This window comes from Limnoglobus sp. (assembly GCF_059499385.1).
In genome coordinates this window covers 182,529-202,800 of record NZ_JCABYM010000081.1, presented here as the reverse complement: position 1 = coordinate 202,800, position 20,272 = coordinate 182,529, and the positions used below count along the sequence as shown (strand labels likewise).

Below are 20,272 nucleotides of genomic sequence, written 5' to 3'. Positions count from 1 at the left end.
CTCGGCCTGTCGGCGAGTTCGCCCGAGTCGCTGCGACCGACAGCAGACGGCACACGGAGTGTGCCTACTACTATGGTGCCGCGGCGACCTGGACGGAGTGACTGCGACGGACAGCAAACGGCACACGGAGTGTGCCTACTACTATTCCGATTGTTCTCAACCTGATTTGAAGCTAAACTAGCTTCCAAGTTTCCACCCGACGGGGAGGGACGGCGTATGAAAGAAGCACTGCTCGGCGCGATCAAACCCGTGAAGGCCCGACAGCAATCGGTCTTCACCATCCACTGCATCGTGGCCGGCCTACTGGTCGCCGCGGTCGGCGGGCTGGCCGGCGGCGTCGCCCGGCTGGCGTTCGACCTCGACCTGCCGTGGGCGGTGTCCGCCGCCGTCCTCGCGGTCGGCCCGGTCGTCGGCCTGCTCATCGGCCTGACGTTCCGCCGCGACGACCACGGGGCGGCCGCCGCCATCGACGGGCACTACGGCCTCAAGGACCGGACCGTCACTGCCCTCGCGTTCGCCAGCCAGGGGGCCGCGGACGACCTGAAGGAACTCCAGTACACGGACGCGATGACCCACCTGCAAACCGTCGAGCCGAAGGCCGTCGTGCCGCTGACCGCCCCGCGGACGTGGCCCTACGCCGTCATCGGCACGGCCGCGGCCTTGACGCTGTTGCTGTGGCCGCTGTCGCCGCGGGAGGCGGAAGCGGGGCCGGCCACGACGCCCGGCCACGTCCAGGAGATGGCCGACGCGCGGAAGGCGGCGTGGGAGGAGCGTAAGAAGGAACTGACCGAGATGATCCACGACACGGACGACGCCACGCCGGAGGAGAAGCAGGCGCTCAACGAACTCATCAAGAAGAACGACAAGCTGGCCGAGCAGATGGCCCAGGAGCCGACGAGCGAGAACGAGGCGCTGGCGAAGCTGTCCGAGATGATGGCGAACAACCGGGCGATGGCCGACATCCTGAACATCGCCGCCCTGGACGGGCAGCTTGGGGCGCTCGGCACCACGCTGGCCGCGACTCAGGCGTTCGAGGGGGCAGGCAAGGCCCTCCAGAAGGGCGACCTCGACAAGGCGGCGAAGGAGCTGGACAAGATTCAGGAGGTGTCGCTCACGCCGAAGGAGGCGAAGGACCTGGAGCAGAAGCTCCGCGAGCAGCAGAAGAAGGCCGGGGACGCCGGGCAGGGGTCGCTGGGCGAGGCGATCGGCGAGTTCGCGGACGCCGTCAAGGGCGGCGGCAAGGCGAACGTCGGCAACGCGGCGAAGAACCTGGCGAAGAAGGTGAACTCCGCGATCCGCAAGCGGCGGGCGGCGAACCTGCTCGACGCCGAGGACGCCGACGCGAACGAGGCGAAGGGGAACCTCGGCATGAACGGCGGGGCCCGCACGAAGAACCCGCAGAAGAGCATGAACCCGAGCAGCGACTGGGGCCGCGGCATCAGCGGCAACGAAGGCGAGCGGACGAAGCTCAACAGCAAGCGGAACGAGGTGCAGGTGACGGGAACGCCGGGCGACGAGGGCGAGTCGGACACGGAGACGACAACGACGCCGGAGGCCCGCCAGCGGGCGAGCAAGGAGTACCAGGAGAAGTTCCAGAAGGGCAAGAAGGAGTCGCAGGCGGTGCTGGAGAGTGAGCCGATCCCGCTCGGCCACCGGCAGACGGTGCGGAAGTACTTCGAGATGATCCGCCCGTCCACGGCGGACGCCTTTGAGAAGAAGGACGAGCCGAAGCCGGAGAAGAAGTAACACTCAAGCAGAATCCGAACCCACCCGTCGCTTCGACGGGTGGGTTCTTCATTTCACCGCCACGCACACCAACTTCGTCTCGTCGCGTGCGAACAGCCGCCCGTCGGCCAGCGACGGGATCGCCCGCACCTTGCCGTCCAGAATCTTCTTCCGCCCCAACTCGACGAACTTCTCGGCGTTCGCCTCGAACGCCACGGCCTCGCCCGCCTCCGTCACCGCGAGCAACTTGCCGTCCGCCGCGATGACGCCGGCGCAGCCGAACTTGTCCACGCCCCACGTCACCGCGCCGGTCTTCCACGCCACGCACCGCAGGCGGCCGGTGTTGAAGTCGGCCCGGCCGTCCGTGCCGAACAGGTGGTCGCCGATCCGCACCGGCGTCGCGTACTGGCACGACAGCGACTTGTCGTTCGACCACACCTCCTCGACCTTCGCCCCGTCGCACTTGAGCAGGATCGCGCCGGTGTTGTAGGACGACGTGAGGAAGATGTGCCCGTCGAGTATCAGCGGCGTCGCGGCGTTCACCGAGGCGTCGATGCTCGCCCGCCAGTGCAGCTCGAACAGTTGCTTGCCGGTGTCCAACTCCAAGCCGAGCAGCCCGCGGCGGGTGAACGCGACCACGACCTGCTTCCCACCGAACTCGGCGACGACCGGCGACGAGTAGCTCGCCCCGTCGTCGCTCGCCTTCCAGACCTCGTTCCCGGTGGCCGCGTCGAACGCGACGACGCCCGCCCCCTTTCCACCGACGTTCACGACCACCTTGCCGCCCGCCACCAGTGGCGAACAGGCGACTCCGAAGTACCCCTTCGCCGGCGCATAGTCGGCCAGGATGTTCCGATGCCACTTCTTGCCGCCCTTCGCCGCATCGACCGCGTGTAGGTCGCCGTTCGCGCCGAGAAAGTAAACGACGCCGTCCGCGACCGTCGGCGTCGCCCGCGGGCCGTCGTCGAAGTTGAAATCGTCCTTGTACTTCGTCCGGTACTTGAACGCCCACTTCTCGTTGCCGGTCGCCGGGTCGAGCGCCGCGAGCGTCTCGTCGTCGTCCACCCGGTGGAAAAGGAACGCCGTGCCGCTCGCGACGACCACGCCGGCCCACCCGCGGCCCACGTCCTTCGCCCACGCGACGGCCGGCGGCTTCGCCGCCCAGTCCCAGTTCAGCTTCGTGTCCGCCGACCGCCCGTCGCGGTTCGGCCCCAGGATTTGCGGCCAGTCGGCGGCGAGCAGGAAGGGGGCGAGGGCGAGCAGAACGGGCGCCCCGCGGAACCTGCGGGGCTTGTACGCGCGGATCACGATTCCCTCCGGGTCTATGGCTGCCGTCACGGGTTCAGTTCAGATATAGTAGTAGCACCCCGCGCTTCCCCGAGGCCGCCCGTGATCGTCTACCGACCGTACCGCAACACCGACCCGCCGGGGCTGGCAGACGTTTGGAACGAGGCGGCGGTCAACCGCGGGGCCATCCCGATCCGCAACCCCGCGCTGCTCGAGCGGTGGGTGTTCAGCAAGCCGTACTTCGAGGCCGCGTCCCTCGTCGTGGCCGAGGACGTGGCCGATGACGGGGATAAGAAGATCGTCGGGTTCGCGCTCGCCGCCTTCGCCCCGAACGACGAGCAGACGCAACTCGACACCTCCTACGGCATCGTCTGTTGCACCCTCGTTCGCCCCACTCATCGCAAGCAAGGCGTCGGCCGGGAGCTGCTGAGCCGGGCCGAGGCGTACCTCCGCGAGCGCGGGGCGGGGCGGGTCGTGTTCGGGTCGCAGTGGCCGTTGAACCCGCACCTGTTCGGGCTTTACGGCGGCAGTAACTCGCCCGGCGTGCTGGACAGCGACGCGGACGCGAAGCCTTTTCTCGCGAAGTTCGGCTACGAGCCGGCCGAGTCGGTGATCGTGTTCCAGCGGGCGCTCGACCAGCCGATCTCGCTGGTGGACACCCGCATCCCGCTGATCCGCCGGCGGTACGACGTGCAACTCTTGAAGGCGGCGGCCATCGCGTCGTGGTGGCAGGAGTGCCTGTGGAACACGCTGGAACCGGCCGAGTTCCGCGTCATCGACAAGCTGACCGGGATGCCGGCGGCCCGCGCGATCGCGTGGGAGCTGGAGGGGTTCGGGTGGCGGTGGAACGCGCCGTCGGCCGGGATCATCGACGTGCAAGTGCGGCCGGACCTGCGGAAGCAGGGCATCGGCAAGATGCTGGTGTTCCACATCTTGAAGTTCCTGCAGGACCAGTTCTTCGGCATCGTGGAGTTGCAGGTCCGATCCGACGACCCGGCCGCGGTCGGGTTGTGCACGTCACTGGGGTTCGAGCAGATCGACGTGGGGTACGTCTACCGGCGACAAGATTTGTAGGGCGGGTCAAGGCTTTGCGCCGACCCGCCGGGGCGGTTCCAGTCCGTTCGACGGCTCTCGGTGGTGGTTGCACCCATGCGGCGGGTCGGCGCAAAGCCTTGACCCGCCCTACATTTTTTACAACTTCTCCCCCGGCAGGTCGAACGCGAGGAGCGGTTCCTCCTTCAACTGCGCCGCCACCCGCACGATGAACGTGCTGCCGCGGCCCAACTCGCTCTTCAGCGTCACCTCGCCGCCGAGCAGCTTCGTCAACTCCTTCACGATTGAGAGGCCCAGCCCCGTGCCGCCTTGCTCGCGGGTCAGCGGGTTGGCGCTCTGGCGGAACTTGTCGAAGATGCTCTCCTGCTCCTCGACGGCGATGCCGACGCCGGTGTCCTCGACGGTGAAGAACAGGTCCGGCTCGACGACGTTCGCGCTCAGCGTCACGCGGCCGCCCTCCGGCGTGAACTTGATGGCGTTCGAGATCAGGTTCGCCAGCACCTGCCGCAGCTTCCCGGCGTCCTGCTTCACCGGCGGCAACTCCGGCGGCAGGCTGAGCCGCAGCTCGACGTTCTTCTTCTCCGCCGCCTGCCGGTGCAGCGCCAGGGTTTGCTCGCACAGCTCCGCGACGTTCACCGGCTCCGGGTGGAACCGCATCTTGCCGGACTCGGCCTTCGCCAGGTCGAGCACGTCGTTGATGAGCGCGAGCAACTGCTGGCCGCTCGTCATGATGTTCCCGGCGTACCGGTGTTGCTTCTCGCTCAGGTTCTCCGCGTTCAGCAGCACCTCGCTGAACCCGATGATGCTGTTCAGCGGCGTCCGCAGCTCATGGCTCATCGTCGAGAGGAAGTCGCCCTTGAGCCGGTTCGACTCGTACAGCGCCATGTTCACGCGGGCCAGCTCGTCCACCTTCCGGTCCAGGTCGGTAATGAGGCCGCGGTTGCGGTCCTGCATGCTCGTCAGGTTTCGCAGCATCCGGTTGAACGCGACCGACAGGTCCTCGAACTCGTCCCCGGTTTGGATTTCGCTCCGCACGTTCAGCTCGCCGGCCGCGATGGCCTCGCTCACGTCCTTCAGGTGCTTCACCGGCTTCACGATCACGTACCGAATGATGAGGTAGCTGCCGGCGAGGATGAGGACGGTCGTGCCGAACGCGAACGCGATCAAGAGCGCCCGGTTCTGGTGGAACCCCGTCTCGATCAGTTCCGTGGACATCCGGACGGACACCATGCCCATGAGGTCGCCGTCCTTCAGGTCCTTCACCGGGTTCGGCACGTCCTTCTCGCTCTGGTGGCACGGCACGCACGACCGGCTGGCCCGGACCGGGGCGTAGTAGACGTACTCCCGCACGGCCGGGACCGTGACCGCGTAGTTCGTCCGGGTCGGGTCTTGCTGGAAGGCTTGCAGCACGGGCAGCTCGTCGGCCCGCGGCTGGTAGTCGGCGTTCCCGTTCGGCAGCGCCGAGTAGAGGTTGTACTTGTAGCTCTTGAACGGGGCCGGCACGTCCTCCTCCGCCCACTTCTGGTACTGCTCCTGGGCCTGCCGCTGGTCGGCCTTCGCGTGGACGCGGGCGACGGCGGCCGGGACGAGCGTTTGCCCGGTGTTCTGCAACTGGTCGTAGGCCAGCTCCTCCGTCTGCCGGGCGTACACGACGAAGCTAATCGACATAAGCAGGATGACGCCCGCGCCGAGCAGGTAGCGGCACTTCCGTTCGAGGCCGGTTTCGCCGAGCAGCCGCTTGAACCCGCGGTACGACATGACAAAAGGGTTCCGCTATCGGGGCTTCGATTTCTTCTTCGCTTCCGGCTGGCACGCCGCGCAGAAGTGCGACGACCGCCCGGCGATGGTCACGACGCGGACGGCGGCGGCGCACGTCGGGCACGGCTCCCCGGTCCGGCCGTACACATTGAACCGCGCCTGGTACGTCCCCTTCAACCCCGACCCGCCGACGTAGTTGCGGATCGTCGAGCCGCGGCCGGCGATGGCGCTCGTCAGCACCCGCTCGACGGCGACGCGGAGCTTCTCGACCTGCTCGGCCGTGAGCGTGTTCGCCCGGCGGCCGGGGTGGACGCCGGTGAGGAAACACGCCTCGTCCGCGTAGATGTTGCCGACCCCGGCGATGACCGTCTGGTCGAGTAGCACGGCCTTCAGCGTCCGCGTGGTGGCCGTGATTAATTCGCGGAACAGGGCCGGGTCGAGGCCGAACGGCTCTGGGCCGAGGCGGGCGTCCAGGAAGGCGTCGAGTTCCGGCTGCGACTCGAACAGGGCGACCGACCCGAACCGGCGGATGTCGCGGAATCGCAGTTCCTGTTTGCCGTCGCCGAGCGGGAAGCGGACGTGCGTGTGGTCCTCGACTTCCTCCTTCATCGGGTGGACGCGGAGCTGGCCCGTCATGCCGAGGTGGACGAGCAGGGTCGCGCCGGACTTCAGGTCAATGAGAATCCACTTCCCGCGGCGGCGGATGGCGGTGACCTTCTGGTTTTGAACTTTCGCGTCCCAGGCCGGTAGCCACGCCTGCCGGAGCTTCCGCGCGCCGACCGCGACGCCGCGGATCGCCTTGCCGACGAGCAGCGGCCGCAGGTCGCGGACGACGGTTTCGACCTCCGGCAGTTCGGGCATGGTAGATGCCTGGCAGAATGAGGTAGGTCAATCTCGCGTCATGACTAGCATAGAATTCTAGGCTCAAAACTCGGAGACCTCTCATGCCAGCTTTGGAAACCCCCGTCTCGGCCGTGCCGGACGCGCGTGGGCGGTTCGGGAAGTTCGGCGGCCGGTTCGTGCCGGAAACGCTCATGTTCGCCCTGGAACAGCTCGCCGACGCTTACGAGTCGGCCCGGCACGACCCGGCGTTCCAGACCGAGTTCCGCCGCATCCTCGCGGACTACGTCGGCCGGCCGAGCCGCCTCTACTTCGCCGAGCGGCTGACGAAGGAGGCGGGCGGGGCGCGCATCTTCCTCAAGCGCGAGGACATGAACCACACCGGCGCGCACAAGATCAACAACGCCATCGGCCAGGCGCTGCTGACGAAGCGGATGGGCAAGACGCGGATCATCGCCGAGACCGGGGCCGGGATGCACGGCGTCGCGAGCGCCACGGCCGCGGCGCTGTTCGGCCTGCCGTGCCGGGTGTACATGGGCGAGGAGGACATCCGCCGCCAGGAGTTGAACGTCTTCCGCATGAAGGCGATGGGTACGGAAGTATTCCCCGTCACGACCGGCAGCCGGACGCTCCGCGACGCGGTGAACGAGGCGATGCGGGAGTGGATGAGTACCGTCGAGGGGACGCACTACATCATCGGCAGCGTGATCGGGCCGCACCCGTTCCCGATGATCGTCCGCGACTTCCAAAGCATGATCGGGCAGGAGATTCGCGAGCAGTCGCTGGAGCAGATCGGCCGGCTGCCGGACGTGGTGGTGGCGTGCGTCGGCGGCGGGTCGAACGCGGCCGGGGCGTTCCACCCGTTCGTGGACGAGGAGTCGGTCGAGATCGTCGGCGTCGAGGCCGGCGGCCACGCGAAGGGCCTCGGCACGCACGCCGCCACGCTCAGCTACGGGCAGCCCGGCGTGCTGCACGGCACGTTCACCTACGTGCTGCAAGACGACGACGGCCAGACGGCGGACGTTCACAGCGTCTCGGCCGGGTTGGACTACCCCGGCGTCGGGCCGGAGCACTCGTACTGGAAGGACGCGAAGCGGGTGCGGTACTGCAGCGTCTCCGACGACGAGGCGCTCGACGCGTTCCACCTGTGCAGCCGGCTGGAGGGAATCCTTCCCGCATTGGAAACCGCACACGCCGTCGTCGAGACGATGCGAATCGCGGCGAAGCGGCCGAAGGACGACGTGGTCGTGCTGTGCTTCAGCGGCCGCGGGGACAAGGACTGCGCCGAGGTCGCGCGGGTGATGGCGAACCGGAAGAAATGACGCCCGCACGAATCCGCACCGCCGCCGTCGCCGTACCCCTCTCGTCACTTGACGTAGGGGAGTGCGGCCATGCCCGCGTGGGAAATCAAGAAGCTCTGGTCGGCGAAGGAAATCGGCGAGTACCGCGACTACGCGGCCGCCGAGGGGGTGCGGAAGAGCGGCGTCGCCCGCTGCACTTGTGAGGACCTCTCGATCCGCCTCGTCACCGAGTACGCGTCCGCCAACGGGCTGCCGGTGATGTTCGCGAACGGGGCCTACCCCGCGGGCCTTTCCCCGCTCACCCACAAGAACGTGACCGAGTTCGTGAACAAGGTCCTGACCTCGACCGGGGCGCGCGACCTGTCCAACTACGGCACGGCGGTCATGGTCGCCGGTACGGCCAAGTCGGACGCGACCAGCCTTCGCCAGGCGACGAAGGGGGACCTCATTCTCCTCTACGATCCCGTCGGTCACGTGCAAGTCGTGGTTTCGGCCAGCTCGTCGGTGGTGAAAATTGTCCAGGGCAACACGTACAACCCGTGGGGGTTTAACAGCAGTGATCCGACCCACGAGAATTACGTCGGCGAGATCGTCGCGGAAAAGAGCCATGTTCTCGAAGCTTCGTCCGGAAAGTGGATTTATGAGGGGTCGAGGGAGGTCTTCAAGAACGACCACGGCCGGCTCATGATCTGGGACTTCGACGCCTGGAACAGGATCGTCGTCGAGCGGACGGTGAAGCAGGGCGAGACGCTCAAGCAAATCGCGAAGGAATTGTTCGGCCAGGAATCGCTTTGGACGGTGATCTACGACACGAACGCGACCGCCCTCGGGCCGAACATGAGCAACTTCAAAGCGGGAATGAAACTCTACATCCTGAAGAAGTGATCAACTCGCCTTCGCCGGGCCGTCGAGCGGCTCCATCACGAACAGCAGCTTCTTCGTGCAGAGCGTGATCTGGTCGCCGGGTCGCAGCCGGGTGGGGCCGGAAATCTTCTTCCCGTTCAACAGCGTGCCGTTCTTCGACGCGATGTCGTGGACCTCGGCCTGGCCGTTCGTGTGAATCACGACCGCGCAGTGTCGCCGGCTCACGTGCTCGTCCTTGATGATGACGTTGTTGTCCGGCAGCCGGCCGACGGTGTTCACGCCGACGGTCAGCGGGTGGAGCTGGTCGCCGTCCTTGATGTGGAAGTGGCACGGGCCGCCCGGCGTCATCGGCGCGATGGTCCGCGTCACGGCGTCCAGCGCGACCTCGGCCGACGGCGTCGGCGGCGCGCCGAGCAGCGTCGGCAGCCCGCACGCCCCTTCGAGCTGGAGGCGGGCCTGCCGGAACAGGTCCCGCCGCGGGTTGTCCGTCAGGTGAACGCTTTGTAAGTGTTGTTCGCTCATGCCCAACCCCGTGGGCGGACGCGTGGGTCGATACTCCAGCGTTCGCTCTCTTTACCCAGTCGTCAATACCCGATCCACGTTATTTATCCACAACAATCTCGCCCGCGGCACGGATTTTCACGATCTGGCTAACAAATTGATCGGAATTGTTGGAGCGAATGTGCCAAGAAAAATAGCCCCGCCCGCGGGTTTCCCCGCGGGCGGGTCGGGACGTGCTCGAACCGTTTCAGTCGATCCTCGCGGCCGAAATCTCCATCACCTTGAACCGGACCGTGCCGCTGGGGACCTCGATCTCGGCGACCTCGCCCTTCTTCTTGCCGAGCAGCCCCTGGCCGATCGGGCTGGTCGTGAGGATGCGGCCGGTGTCCGGGTTCTCCTGGCCGGGGCCGACGAGTTCGTAGGTCTCGTCCTCGTTGAACTCCAGGTCCTTCACCTTCACCTTGCTGCCGAACACGACCGTGTCCTTCGGGAGCGAGGACGGGTCCACGATGGTGGCGCGGGCGAGCCGGTCGGCCAGCTCGTTGATCCGGGCCTGGAGCTGCCCCTGGTCCTCGCGGGCGGCGTGGTACTCCGCGTTCTCGGACAGGTCGCCCATCTCGCGGGCCGTGGCCACCCGTTGCGTGATCTCGATCATCATCGGGCCGCGGAGCCGGTCCAACTCGGCGCGGAGCTTGTCGTACCCTTCGCGGGTCATCGGGATGCGGTCGTCGGTCATGGCTGCACTCCGGCCGTCATTTCGGCACGAAGGCCGGGGGCGTCCGACCCCCGGCCGTTAGTCGCGTCACGGAAAAACCCCGGCGGCCGGGCATCGGTGCCGGGCCGCCGGGTTCAGTGGCTTTGATTATATCCCATCCGGGACCGCACGCAAAATGATCCTTCGGAACGGGATGCCTTTCGTGGGCCAGCCCCACGCCGTCCAGTCGTCCCGTCGGACGCGGGCCGGCTCGTCGGTGCCGATAACGGCCTCCAGGCACGCCTGCTCGGCGTCGGTCAACTTCTTCGTCACCGCGAACCGGTTGCCCCGCCGGGCGACAACATTTCCGTCATCGACCACGGTGACGACGCTCGCCTCGTCGTCGATGTCGAGAAAGCGCCAGGCCATCAGGTCGTGGCCGTGGGTCGGGAACTTCTCCTTCAGCGCGAACAGGTCGAACCCGGCCTGCCGGGCCTCGCGGGCGAACCACCGGGTCGGCAGCAACAGCCGCGGCACGATCAGGCCGATGAGTTGCTTCTCGGCCGCCCTGTTCTCCGCGCCGGGGACGAACCCGAGGATGTCGAACACGCGGGGCAGCAGCCGCATCGCCACGCCGCGGGCCGCGAGAACCTGATGCGCTTCTTCGGACTGTTCGGATTTCAGCACGATGGTGTCGCGGCCGAATCGTCTCTTTGGGGGCGCGCCGTACTCGCGAGGTTCGTCTTCCTCTTCGACGTACTCGACGCGGAGGCCGAACTGGTCCTGCGCGAGCGCGACGGCATCGACCGGCAGTTCGGTGACGCGGGCCTGGTCGAGCGCCTCGCGGACGGCCCGGTCGATGGCGTCGAAGAGGTCGTCCTGGGTGAAGTCCACGGGCGGTTCTCGCGAGTCGGGTCGTCTTCATATAGCCGCCGGCTTGCCGGCGGGGTTGGGGCGTCGCGAAACCCCGCCGGCAAGCCAGCGGCTATAACCGACTGGTCTCAGCGTCCACGCGACCCACGATGACCGCCCGCGAGCGGCGGTTCAAGCTCGGTTGCACCGTCGGGACCAATCTTTAATTCTACCCGCTCCGTCAAGGGCACATCGCCAAGACGTGTGTGTCTGAAGTTGGCGATGCTGGCGATGTGCTGCCGTTCTGGCAGCTTCCGGGCAAAATCGGGCCGTGCCCCCTTCCTCCGCCCCGCGGACCCGTTACAACTTCGATCACAGGTCCAACCTTCGCACCCATCGGGCACGGTCATGTCGAAAGCTCCCCTGTTCGTCGGCCTCGATGTCGGCGGCACGACCATGAAGGCGGCCGTCGTCGGCGACGACGGCCAGCCGCTCAGCAAGCCGGAGGTCATGCGGACCGAACCGGAGCGCGGCCAGGAGGCGGGCCTGGAGACGATGTGCGAGACGATCCGCCGCGCGGTCGCGGCGGCGAAGCTGACGATGGCCGACATCACCGCCATCGGCGTCGCGACCCCCGGCCTCATGGACATCAAGGCCGGCCTCATCCTCGACCCGCCGAACCTGAAGCCGTGGAAGAACGTGCCGGTGCGGGACCGGATTCAGAACGTGTTCAAGCTGCCGACGATTTACCAGAACGACGCCAACGCCGCGGCCTACGGCGAGTTCTGGGTTGGGGCGGGGGCCGACGCCGCCAGCATGGTGCTGTTCACCCTGGGAACCGGCGTCGGCGGCGGCATCATCCTCGGTGACTACATCCTCGAAGGCGAGCACAGCCACGGCGGGGAACTCGGCCACATGCGGATCGAGTCCCCGGCCCACGGCCGCCGGTGCGGGTGCGGGGCGCGGGGCTGCCTCGAAGCGTACGGTAGCGCCACGTCCGTGGTCGCCCGGACGCGGGACGAACTGGCCGCGTACCGCGGGCCGTCGAAGCTGAAGGCGTACTACACCTGCAACGACGACGAGTTGACGGCGAAGGTCATCTTCGACCTCGCCGACCAGGGCGACGAGTTGGCGAAGAAGGTCGTGGACGACACGGCGTACTACCTGGCGCTCGGGGCCTGCGCGGCCATCGCGGCGGTGGACCCGGAGATGATCGTGTTCGGCGGCGGCATGGCCGTGGCCGAGTCGTTCCGGGCGAAGATTCACGAGTACGTCGTCCGGTTCGGGCTGCCGCACCCGGTCAAGAAGGTGAAGGTCGCGTTCGCGAAGCTCGGGTCGGACGCCGGGTTCATCGGCACGGCCGGCGGCGCGCGGCTGGCGATGCTGAAGCAAAAAGCCTGATTGTCAGCCCCGGACGGCGGGGCGATAATGGTGGTACTCGCGTTCCGCCCTCCCATCTGGCAGGTAACTCGACATGCCGATCGACGCCAAGTGCCCGTTCTGCGAGAAGGGCTACCGGCTGAAGGACGACCTCGTCGGCAAGAAGGTGACGTGCGCCAACCAGGACTGCCGGAAGGTGTTCACCGTCGCCCCGTCCGCGAACGGCACGCACCCGCCGAAGCCGGCCGCGCCGCCGAAGCCGGCCCCCGCCCGCCCGCCGGTGGACGCCGAGGAACTGGCCGCCGCCGCGCTGAACGACGACCCGGACGAAGTCCCGGAAGAGCAGAAGACGATTGCGATGACGTGCAGCATCTGCGAGCACAAGTGGCCGGTCGCGTGGGCGATGCAGGGCAAGAACGTCCTCTGCCCGGACTGCAAGCACCGGCAGAAGGTTCCCGTCCAGGAGAAGGGCAAGAAGGGCGGGTGGCGGGAGCGGAACGAGCCGGAAGGGGTGAAGCGGGACAAGCTCGACGACGTGATGAGCGCCCGCGACAACTCGATGGTGTCCGGCAGCACGCTCCTCGAGACCGGGGCGGTCAAGATCGACTACGAACCGCTGCCGACCTCGATCTACGTGAAGTGGGCCGCGATCATCGGCATCCCGTTCCTGTTGCTGGTCGGCGCGGGGTTCTACTGGATGAAATCCCGGACGGACCGGCACGAGGAGCAGGTCGTCGCCGAGTACGACAAGGTCCTCGAATCCGACGACATGAAGGCGCTGCCGCTGTACCAGGCCGCGCTGCGGATCGCGCTGGGCGAGTACGAGGCCCGGAAGAACGACCCGGAGCAGCGGAGCAAGGCCGTCGAGTATTTCTCGGGGGCGCTCGCGAACCTCGGGTCGGCCCCGCGGACGCCGGACCGCGAGCACCTGTACGGCGAACTCGCGCTCGCGCTGCTCCACCTCGGCGGCGAGGGGCAGGACGTGACGGACAAGCGGAAGCTGAGCTGGCTGCCGCCGCAACAGACGGCCGCGGCCGGGGCGAAGGTGAAGCCGAACCCGGCGGAACTCGAGGGCGTGCAGGGCCAACTCCGCCGCGTGCTGAACGGCCTGAAGGAGACGCGGGCCGACTTCCATGTCCGGGCCGCCGTCCTCCGGCGGCTGACGCGGGAACTGCTGAAGGTCAACCAGCTCGAAGTCGTGCGGTCCACCCTCCCGGCCCTGTTCGACGCCGACGAGCAGTGGGAGGCCGAGGGCCAGATCGCCCTCGAATGCTTCCGCGCGGGCCAAAAGGACCGGGCGGACGAGGTCGCGAACAAGATGAGGGCGGCCTTCACTGCCGCCCAACCGCCGAAGGCTGACCCGCCCATCGCGTCCGTGCAGGCGCTCTGGATTCTGCTCGACACCAAGGGCGTCCCCACGCTCGTGCCCGCGCCGAGCGCGGCGGACATACCCGACGCGACCCGGTGGGCGTACACGGCCGTCAACGTGTTAAAGAACAACCCGAGCGAGGCCCGCAGCATCGCGAACCGGGCCGGGAAGACGGAGGCGAAGATTCGGGCATTGGCCCTGGCCGCGGAGTGGTCCGACAAGCCCGGCGAGTTCCTCGACTCGGCCGAGGCCGCCGTGAAGGACGAGGTCCGCAAGCGCGACCCGAACGTCGTGCTCTCGCCCGGTATCCTGTTGCGGCTGGCGCAGATGAGCGCCCGCGCCGGCGCGGCGGACAAGGCCGAGGAGTTTGTGAAGCCGATCTTCGACGAACACATGAAGCCGTTCGTGAAGGCCGAGATTCTCCGGCACAAGCTCGCCGCCGACCGCGGCCAGCAGCCGAAGGACGAGGACGCGGAACTGCCGGCCGAGATCGACGTGAAGAAGCTGAAGCTCGGCCACGCCTGGGGCCGCTACCACCTCGCCCGGCACAACGGCATCCGCACGAACGACAAGGGCCTGGCGAACGCCTACGCGAAGAACTGGCCGCGGAACGTGATCGCCCCGTTCGGACAGATCGGCGTCACCCTCGGCGTGCAGGACAACGAGAAGAAGTGAGCTTGTAGGGTGGGCCGAGTCTTCGAGGCCCACCGCGAATCACCCGAAGAGCAGCAGCACGTTCCACGGCGGCGTCGTCTCGAATTCGCACCCGAGTTCGTAATTCTTCCCGTTCGGCTTGCAACTCCGGACGATGACCGTCACCCACGGCGTCGTGTCCGGGGCGTTGTCCGCCAGGATTTGCATCGCCGTCCCCGGCGCGACGGCGGCGGACGTCGTGATCCGCAGCCCGCCGGTCGAGCGGTCCATCACCCACCCGCTGCGGGTTTCGCCGTGGAACGCGGGCGAGGAGATGTGAACCTCGACCGGCTGCCCCTCCCGCCGGACGGCCGTGCGGCGGTCGCCGAACGCCTTCTCGTCTTCCACGGTGGAGACGCCGAGCGGCCGGTCCGGGTAGTGGTCCTGGTCGGCCCTCCCGGCCAGCATCCGCCGCCCCATGTAAAGCGCGAACACGGCCGTGGCGACGCCGCACCCGACGACGTAGGGCAGGTATTGCCGGTACGGGGACCAATCGAATCCAAGGATGGACGTGGCGAACATGGCAGTTTGGCTGGGGCCGCGGTGCGCGCGAATCGTTACGTAACCCGCACACGGGAGCCTAGCACACGAATTTTTCCCGCGCGGTGAAAACGCCGCCGGCCGACCCGTGAGGATCGGCCGGCGGCGACTCTAGTACGGCCGTCTTACCGTCACGGCACGCGGGCGGACGCGGCCTTCACGGCCCCGCCGGTCGGTTCGGAAACCGAGTACGCCGGGGCCGACCCGAGTTTGAACTTCATGGTGGCGGCGTTAATTTCCGTCTCGCCCTTCCCCATCCGGCAGTGGACCTTCACGTTCCCGGCCAGCTCCACCTCCCCGGTGCTCGGCAGCACGGTCAGGTTGTCGCACGTGCCCTCGCAGCCGGGGGCGGAGAACCGCACCTTGCCGCCGGCCTTCAGCGGCGTCACGCCGGCCCCGTTCGCGGACGGCGACCGGATGTCCACGTTGTCGCACACGGCCTTCAGCAGCACGTCGTCGCCGGCCATCACGTCGAACTTCGGCTGCCCGGTCCCGAGGTGGATGAGCACGCGGACGGCCGGCTCCTCGACTTTCGCCGGTTCGGCCTTCTTCGGGGCCTCGGTCGCCTTCGCGACGAGCGGGTCGGCCGTCGGGACCACGCGGGGCAGCGGCGGTTCCGCGACCTCGGCCGGCTTCACGGCCGGCAGGTCGAGCTTCAACTCGACGACCGGCGCGGTCGGCTTCTCGACCTTCACGCCGGGTAGCGGCAACTCGACGACGCGGTCGAGCACTGCTGGCGACGTGGTCGCGGGCAACTCGAGTTTCGGCGCGGCGACCACCGCCGGGGACAAGTCGATGCTGGGCAGTGGGGCGGGCGACGCCGTGATCGCGGGCAGTTTCGGGGCCGGTGGTGAGCTTGCGATTTGCGGCAGTTCGATCGCTCCCACCGTTGGCGGGAGGATGGGGGTGGCCGCCACCACGTTCGCTGGCGCAACGGCAGGCAGTGAGACGGTGGGCAGTGGCGTCGCGTGTGTTTCAAACACCGGCAGCGACACGACCGTCGCCGGCTTCGGCTCCGCGGCGGCCGTGCGAACGGGCGGCGCGGCCTCGCGGGCCTGGTCCTTCTTCGTGTTCGGGCACTGCGGGTTGGCCATCGCGACGACGCCGACGATCGAGATGCCGAGGACGCCCGCGAGCAGTTTCCACCGGGTCAGGGTCATGGGTCCGCCTCCGTGCGGCTGGGGGTTCCGAGGATCGGCGGGGAAAATACCCAGCCCTCGCCCGCCTGTCTGCGCGAGTTTCCGTCCCTACCTAGAATGACGCCCCTCGCATCAGGAGTTGGACATGGCCCGACCGCGCGTGTTCGTCGCCCGCCGCATCCCGGAGGCCGGGTTGAGCCTCATCACCGCCGCGTGCGACGCCGACGTGTGGCCGGACCGCCTACCGCCGCCGCCGGACGTGCTGCGGCAGAAGGTGAAGGACTGCGACGGCCTCGTGTCGCTGCTCACGGACAAGATCGACGCGCCGTTGCTCGAAGCGGCCCCGCGGCTGAAGGTCGTGTCGAATTTCGCCGTCGGCGTGAACAACATCGACCTCGCCGCCGCGACGGCCCGCAGGATTCCCGTGGGGAACACGCCCGGCGTGCTGACGGAGGCGACGGCCGACATCGCGGTGACGCTGCTCCTCGCGGCCGCCCGCCGGCTCGGCGAGAGCGCCGCCGACGCGAAGGCCGGCCGGTGGCTGACGTGGGAACCGCTCGGCTGGCTGGGGTGCGACCTCGTCGGCCGGACGCTCGGCGTCGTCGGCATGGGCCGCATCGGGTACGCGACGGCGAAGCGGCTGCACCACGGCTGGGGCATGAACGTGCTGTACACGGCGAGAAACGCGAAACCGGAGTCGGAGCGGGAGTTGAAGGCCCGGCACGTCGATCTCGACACGCTGCTGGCGGAGTCGGACTTCGTGTCCGTCCACGCGGACCTGAATCCGACGACGAAGGGCATGTTCGGCGACAAGGAGTTCGCGAAGATGAAGCGTTCGGCCGTGTTCGTGAACACGGCCCGCGGGCCGCACGTCGATCAGGCGGCGCTCGCGAGGGCGCTGCGGGCGGGCACGATCTTCGCCGCCGGGCTGGACGTGACCGACCCGGAACCGCTGCCGTCGGACCACGAGTTGTATGCGTTGCCGAACTGCGTGATCGCGCCGCACGTCGCGAGCGCGACGGTGGACACGCGGAACGCAATGGCGACGATGTGCGCGAAGAACCTGCTCGCGGGCGTGAAAGGCGAGCGGCTGCCGACCTGCGTGAACGTGGAGGTATACTCCTAGCGCTTCACCATCAACGTCCGCCAGTGCCGCGGGGCGTTGTGCTGCCACCGGTGCTGGGCCACGTCTTCCGTGTTCTCGCCGTAGACTTGGACCGCCGGCTCCGCTTCCGCGGCCCCGGCCGTCTTGCCCGTCCGCGTGACCATCCACGCGACTGTTCCAATGAAAAGAAACAACGCGACCGCGAGTTTGATGCGAGACATTGCGAGCGGCCCTCCCTGGCCGTGGGGTGCGTGATACCGTGTGCGGGGGGGCGTGTAAAGGGCGATCAGGCCACGATTCCGAGCGGATCCCGCTCGCGGCGGCTGGGCCACACGGCCGCGGCCGGGAAGGCCGCGGCGAGCTGCCCCGCCAGGTCTTCGACGGCGGGCCGCTCGGTCGCGTAGTGGCCGGGGAGGAGGAGGCCGACGCCCGCCGCTTCCGCCGCGAGCGCGTCGTGGAACCGGACCTCGCCGGTCAAGAAGACATCGGCTTTCGCGCGGATCGCGTCTGAGAGAAACTCGCCCGCCGCACCGCACGCCACCGCGACGCGCTTCACCGCCTTCCCGTGGTCCCCGCAGACCTGCACGACGGCCGCGTTCAGACTTTCCTTCACGACCCTCGCCAGTTCCCCCAAGGTCGTCGGCGCGATGTCGCCGACCCGCCCCTCGCCGTGCGGCGACGCGGCCTTCGCCGCGTGCAGCGGGTACACGTCGAACGCCGGTTCCTCGTAGCTGTGTGCCGCCCGCATCGCGGACAAGACCGCGCCGAGGTTCGCCTCCGACACGACGACTTCGAGCCGCCACTCGGCCACCTCCTCGCGCCGCCCCTTCTGCCCGACGGTCGGGTTCGTCGCGTCCGTGCCGAAGAACGTGCCGGTCCCGTTCAGCCGGTAGCTGCACTGCTCGTACTGACCGATGCGCCCGGCCCCCGCCGCGAACACGGCGTCGGACACTTTCGCCAGGTCCGCGTCCGGCACGAACACCACGAGTTTGAACTTCTTCTCGGTCGTCGGCCGCAGGGCGGTCACGTTCGTCAGCCCGAGCCGCCGGCAGAGGCCGTCGTTGATGCCGCCGGCGCAGTTGTCGAACGCCGTGTGCGGCGAGTAGACCGCGATGCCGGCCCGCATCAGCGGTAGCAGCAGCCGGCCGTCCGGCGTATGGCTCGACAGCTTCTTCGCCGCGCGGAACAGGACCGGGTGGTGCGACACGATCAGTTGCACGCCGTCCGGGACCGCCTCCCCGACCACGTCCGGCGTGACGGTCAGGCACGTCATCACGCGATCTGCCGGGCCATCGGCGTCGCCGAGGAGGAGGCCAACGTTGTCCCACTCCGCGGCCGTCCGCGGCGGGGCGAACCGCTCCAGGTGGCCGCAAACTTCGGCGACGGTCGGCATGATTCTCCCCCGGCGGCTGGTGACGTGCTGGCCGAGACATTACACTGACCGGCGGACACCGGGCCACCACCCTCGGAGCGAATCATGTCGCGGACCGCACTCGGCTTGCTGTTGGCGTTGCTCGTCACGTTCCCCGCCAGCGCGGCCGACCCGGCGCTGCCGAAGGAGCTGGCCCTCGTCCCGCCGGACGCGATGGTGTTCGCCTCCGCGAACGTCGCGGCCCTCGGCGAGAACCCGGCGTTCAAGGGGTTGCTTGACGGGTTGGTGAAGTCGCGGGCGGCGGACGAGTTCACCGCCGCGACGGGGCTGAAGCTGCAAGACCTGACGCGGGCGATACTCGTGATGCCGTTCCCGACGAAGTTCCTCGGCAACGGCCGCGTCCCGGAACCCGAGCCGATCTTCGTGCTGACGACGAAGCGACCGATCGACAAGGCAGCCGTTATCAAGGCGGGGACGTTCTATACGGCCGATGAAATCAAGTCGATTGTGACGAACCGGCAGACCGGCGAAAAAGTACCGCCACCGAGTGGGAAGGCAGATGCGTCCCTCTATTACAACAAAGCCCGTATGTCCCTGGCATTCGCGGGTGACCGCACGTTGGTCATCGGCGTCGCGGACGTGGAGAGGGCGACGCAGTTGCCGCCCAGCCCGTTGGATCGGCTCAAGCCGAAGGACGACGTCACGCCGCTGGCCGAGGGGATCGCCCTGGCCGCAAAGCACCCGGTGGCCGTGGCACTGAACATGTCCCAACTCCGCCAACTCGCGGAGCTGGACGCCCCGCCGCCGCCCATCCTGCCGCTGTTGAAGGCCGACAAGGCTGTCGGCTACGCGACGATAAACAAGAACGCCGCCGAGTTCCGGTTCGGCGTCGAATTCGCCGGGATGAAGTGGTCCGCCGACGGCGAGGAGGCGGCGAAAGGGCTGAAGGAACTGGCCGTGTTCGAGTTGAAGGACGACGCGAAGCGGGCGTTCAAGCGGGAAGGGGACGGGTCCGTGTTCGGGAAGTTCGCGGCCGCGTTCGCCGGCATGATCGAGAAGGCGGCCGTGACGCGCAAGGGGAACACGGTCACGCTGGCCGGGGCGCTCGACCTCGGCCCGGAAACGCAGAAACTGCTGGCGGCCCTGCCCGCCGCGACGACGGAGGCCGCGGCCGTCCTGACGAGCCAAAACAACTTGAAGCAGATCGGGCTAGCGTTCCATGTGTTTCACGACGCGAACGGGTTCATGCCGTCGAACGTCCATGACAAGGCCGGCAAGCCGCTCCTGAGCTGGCGGGTCCACCTCCTACAGTACATCGAACAGGGGGATCTCTATCGTAAATTTAAGCTCGACGAGCCGTGGGACAGCGAGCACAACAAGATGTTGATCGAAAAAATGCCGAAGACATTCGCCTTGCCCGGAGTAAAGACGAAGGAGGCGGGTCACACCTTCTACCGGGCGTTCATCAACCGGAAGGGGGCGGCCCAGCGGGCGCTCATGGCGGAGGGCGAGTCGAAGGGGCCGAGTATCGTCGGCATCGTGGACGGCACGGTGAGTACCATCCTTTGCGTCGAGGCGGCCGAGTCGTGCGTCTGGACGAAACCGGACGACTTGCCGTTCGACCCGGACGGCCCGCTCCCGAAGCTCGGCGGGCACTTCGCGAAGGACCGGTTCGGCGTCGCGCTGTGCGACGGCAGCGTCCGCGTCATGGACGCGAAGATGCCGGCGGCGAAGCTCAAGGCGTACATCACGATCAACGGCGGCGAACTGATCCAGGACGATTGACGTGGGCGAAAGCC

General features: G+C 67.9%; 18 protein-coding genes. 8 read left to right on the top strand and 10 right to left on the bottom strand.

Translation table 11 applies throughout. The features are described from left to right. The first annotated feature begins 216 nt into the window (after positions 1 to 216). Positions 217 to 1,746 (top strand): DUF8809 domain-containing protein, encoded by a 1,530-nt coding sequence (locus AC5JJ2_RS15290; protein ID WP_495858870.1) that lies wholly within the window; start codon positions 217 to 219, stop codon positions 1,744 to 1,746. Positions 1,747 to 1,794: 48 nt separating this feature from the next. On the opposite strand, the gene AC5JJ2_RS15285 is transcribed toward AC5JJ2_RS15290, so the two are convergent. Continuing rightward, on the bottom strand, positions 1,795 to 3,033 hold the full coding sequence (locus AC5JJ2_RS15285; protein ID WP_495858869.1) for an outer membrane protein assembly factor BamB family protein: 1,239 nt from the start codon (positions 3,031 to 3,033) through the stop codon (positions 1,795 to 1,797). An 81-nt stretch (positions 3,034 to 3,114) separates the two neighbouring features. On the opposite strand from AC5JJ2_RS15285, the gene AC5JJ2_RS15280 reads away from it, so the two are divergent. Next, the gene (locus AC5JJ2_RS15280; protein ID WP_495858868.1) at positions 3,115 to 4,086 is read left to right on the top strand and encodes a GNAT family N-acetyltransferase; all 972 of its coding nucleotides are present in this window, start codon (positions 3,115 to 3,117) and stop codon (positions 4,084 to 4,086) included. Positions 4,087 to 4,203: 117 nt separating this feature from the next. Here AC5JJ2_RS15280 and AC5JJ2_RS15275 read toward each other — a convergent pair whose 3' ends face one another. Both AC5JJ2_RS15275 and mutM read right to left on the bottom strand, forming a co-directional pair. Then, positions 4,204 to 5,823, bottom strand: coding sequence for an ATP-binding protein (locus AC5JJ2_RS15275; RefSeq protein ID WP_495858867.1), 1,620 nt, complete (start codon positions 5,821 to 5,823; stop codon positions 4,204 to 4,206). Positions 5,824 to 5,838: 15 nt separating this feature from the next. After that, positions 5,839 to 6,684, bottom strand: a complete 846-nt coding sequence (gene mutM / locus AC5JJ2_RS15270; RefSeq protein ID WP_495858866.1) for a bifunctional DNA-formamidopyrimidine glycosylase/DNA-(apurinic or apyrimidinic site) lyase — start codon at positions 6,682 to 6,684, stop codon at positions 5,839 to 5,841. A gap of 83 nt (positions 6,685 to 6,767) precedes the next feature. Here mutM and trpB point away from each other — a divergent pair, with 83 nt between their 5' ends. After that, complete coding sequence (gene trpB, locus AC5JJ2_RS15265) at positions 6,768 to 7,985, top strand: tryptophan synthase subunit beta (RefSeq protein ID WP_495858865.1); 1,218 nt, start codon at positions 6,768 to 6,770, stop codon at positions 7,983 to 7,985. A 69-nt stretch (positions 7,986 to 8,054) separates the two neighbouring features. Next, a complete protein-coding gene (locus tag AC5JJ2_RS15260) occupies positions 8,055 to 8,849 on the top strand; it encodes a hypothetical protein (protein WP_495858864.1) in 795 nt (264 codons plus the stop codon). Here AC5JJ2_RS15260 and AC5JJ2_RS15255 read toward each other — a convergent pair whose 3' ends face one another. The 3 genes from AC5JJ2_RS15255 to AC5JJ2_RS15245 form a co-directional block, all read right to left on the bottom strand. Continuing rightward, a complete protein-coding gene (locus tag AC5JJ2_RS15255; RefSeq protein WP_495858863.1) occupies positions 8,850 to 9,350 on the bottom strand; it encodes an FHA domain-containing protein in 501 nt (166 codons plus the stop codon). It abuts the gene before it with no gap. A 226-nt stretch (positions 9,351 to 9,576) separates the two neighbouring features. After that, the gene (gene greA / locus AC5JJ2_RS15250; protein ID WP_495858862.1) at positions 9,577 to 10,065 is read right to left on the bottom strand and encodes a transcription elongation factor GreA; all 489 of its coding nucleotides are present in this window, start codon (positions 10,063 to 10,065) and stop codon (positions 9,577 to 9,579) included. Between the two features lie 126 nt (positions 10,066 to 10,191). Continuing rightward, positions 10,192 to 10,917 (bottom strand): hypothetical protein, encoded by a 726-nt coding sequence (locus AC5JJ2_RS15245; protein WP_495858861.1) that lies wholly within the window; start codon positions 10,915 to 10,917, stop codon positions 10,192 to 10,194. Positions 10,918 to 11,283: 366 nt separating this feature from the next. Between AC5JJ2_RS15245 and AC5JJ2_RS15240 the strand changes: the two genes are divergently transcribed. Together AC5JJ2_RS15240 and AC5JJ2_RS15235 are read left to right on the top strand one after the other, a co-directional pair. Beyond that, positions 11,284 to 12,276 carry an ROK family protein gene (locus AC5JJ2_RS15240; protein ID WP_495858860.1) on the top strand — a complete coding sequence of 331 codons (993 nt, stop codon included), beginning with the start codon at positions 11,284 to 11,286 and terminating at the stop codon, positions 12,274 to 12,276. A 73-nt stretch (positions 12,277 to 12,349) separates the two neighbouring features. Continuing rightward, the gene (locus AC5JJ2_RS15235; RefSeq protein WP_495858859.1) at positions 12,350 to 14,299 is read left to right on the top strand and encodes an Rcat domain-containing protein; all 1,950 of its coding nucleotides are present in this window, start codon (positions 12,350 to 12,352) and stop codon (positions 14,297 to 14,299) included. A 39-nt stretch (positions 14,300 to 14,338) separates the two neighbouring features. Here AC5JJ2_RS15235 and AC5JJ2_RS15230 read toward each other — a convergent pair whose 3' ends face one another. Together AC5JJ2_RS15230 and AC5JJ2_RS15225 are read right to left on the bottom strand one after the other, a co-directional pair. Next, positions 14,339 to 14,839, bottom strand: a complete 501-nt coding sequence (locus tag AC5JJ2_RS15230; protein WP_495858858.1) for a PilZ domain-containing protein — start codon at positions 14,837 to 14,839, stop codon at positions 14,339 to 14,341. Positions 14,840 to 14,988: 149 nt separating this feature from the next. After that, a complete protein-coding gene (locus tag AC5JJ2_RS15225; protein ID WP_495858857.1) occupies positions 14,989 to 16,017 on the bottom strand; it encodes a hypothetical protein in 1,029 nt (342 codons plus the stop codon). Between the two features lie 124 nt (positions 16,018 to 16,141). Between AC5JJ2_RS15225 and AC5JJ2_RS15220 the strand changes: the two genes are divergently transcribed. Then, positions 16,142 to 17,122 carry a 2-hydroxyacid dehydrogenase gene (locus AC5JJ2_RS15220; protein ID WP_495858856.1) on the top strand — a complete coding sequence of 327 codons (981 nt, stop codon included), beginning with the start codon at positions 16,142 to 16,144 and terminating at the stop codon, positions 17,120 to 17,122. Here the strand turns inward: AC5JJ2_RS15220 and AC5JJ2_RS15215 are convergent. Further along, on the bottom strand, positions 17,119 to 17,322 hold the full coding sequence (locus AC5JJ2_RS15215) for a hypothetical protein (protein WP_495858855.1): 204 nt from the start codon (positions 17,320 to 17,322) through the stop codon (positions 17,119 to 17,121). The two genes, AC5JJ2_RS15220 and AC5JJ2_RS15215, sit on opposite strands and share 4 nt — an antisense overlap. A 65-nt stretch (positions 17,323 to 17,387) precedes the next feature. Beyond that, positions 17,388 to 18,494, bottom strand: coding sequence for a Nif3-like dinuclear metal center hexameric protein (locus AC5JJ2_RS15210; RefSeq protein WP_495858854.1), 1,107 nt, complete (start codon positions 18,492 to 18,494; stop codon positions 17,388 to 17,390). Between the two features lie 84 nt (positions 18,495 to 18,578). On the opposite strand from AC5JJ2_RS15210, the gene AC5JJ2_RS15205 reads away from it, so the two are divergent. Continuing rightward, positions 18,579 to 20,258, top strand: a complete 1,680-nt coding sequence (locus AC5JJ2_RS15205) for a DUF1559 family PulG-like putative transporter (protein ID WP_495858853.1) — start codon at positions 18,579 to 18,581, stop codon at positions 20,256 to 20,258. The last annotated feature ends 14 nt before the right edge of the window (positions 20,259 to 20,272 follow it).

Coding starts and splice junctions, on each gene's coding strand:
- AC5JJ2_RS15235 (WP_495858859.1), top strand. CDS start 12,350: ATGCCGATCGACGCCAAGTGCCCGTTCTGCGAGAAGGGCTACCGGCTG.
- AC5JJ2_RS15220 (WP_495858856.1), top strand. CDS start 16,142: ATGGCCCGACCGCGCGTGTTCGTCGCCCGCCGCATCCCGGAGGCCGGG.
- AC5JJ2_RS15215 (WP_495858855.1), bottom strand. CDS start 17,322: ATGTCTCGCATCAAACTCGCGGTCGCGTTGTTTCTTTTCATTGGAACA.
- AC5JJ2_RS15205 (WP_495858853.1), top strand. CDS start 18,579: ATGTCGCGGACCGCACTCGGCTTGCTGTTGGCGTTGCTCGTCACGTTC.
- trpB (WP_495858865.1), top strand. CDS start 6,768: ATGCCAGCTTTGGAAACCCCCGTCTCGGCCGTGCCGGACGCGCGTGGG.
- AC5JJ2_RS15255 (WP_495858863.1), bottom strand. CDS start 9,350: ATGAGCGAACAACACTTACAAAGCGTTCACCTGACGGACAACCCGCGG.
- AC5JJ2_RS15275 (WP_495858867.1), bottom strand. CDS start 5,823: ATGTCGTACCGCGGGTTCAAGCGGCTGCTCGGCGAAACCGGCCTCGAA.
- AC5JJ2_RS15230 (WP_495858858.1), bottom strand. CDS start 14,839: ATGTTCGCCACGTCCATCCTTGGATTCGATTGGTCCCCGTACCGGCAA.
- AC5JJ2_RS15210 (WP_495858854.1), bottom strand. CDS start 18,494: ATGCCGACCGTCGCCGAAGTTTGCGGCCACCTGGAGCGGTTCGCCCCG.
- AC5JJ2_RS15225 (WP_495858857.1), bottom strand. CDS start 16,017: ATGACCCTGACCCGGTGGAAACTGCTCGCGGGCGTCCTCGGCATCTCG.
- AC5JJ2_RS15260 (WP_495858864.1), top strand. CDS start 8,055: ATGCCCGCGTGGGAAATCAAGAAGCTCTGGTCGGCGAAGGAAATCGGC.
- AC5JJ2_RS15290 (WP_495858870.1), top strand. CDS start 217: ATGAAAGAAGCACTGCTCGGCGCGATCAAACCCGTGAAGGCCCGACAG.
- greA (WP_495858862.1), bottom strand. CDS start 10,065: ATGACCGACGACCGCATCCCGATGACCCGCGAAGGGTACGACAAGCTC.
- mutM (WP_495858866.1), bottom strand. CDS start 6,684: ATGCCCGAACTGCCGGAGGTCGAAACCGTCGTCCGCGACCTGCGGCCG.
- AC5JJ2_RS15240 (WP_495858860.1), top strand. CDS start 11,284: ATGTCGAAAGCTCCCCTGTTCGTCGGCCTCGATGTCGGCGGCACGACC.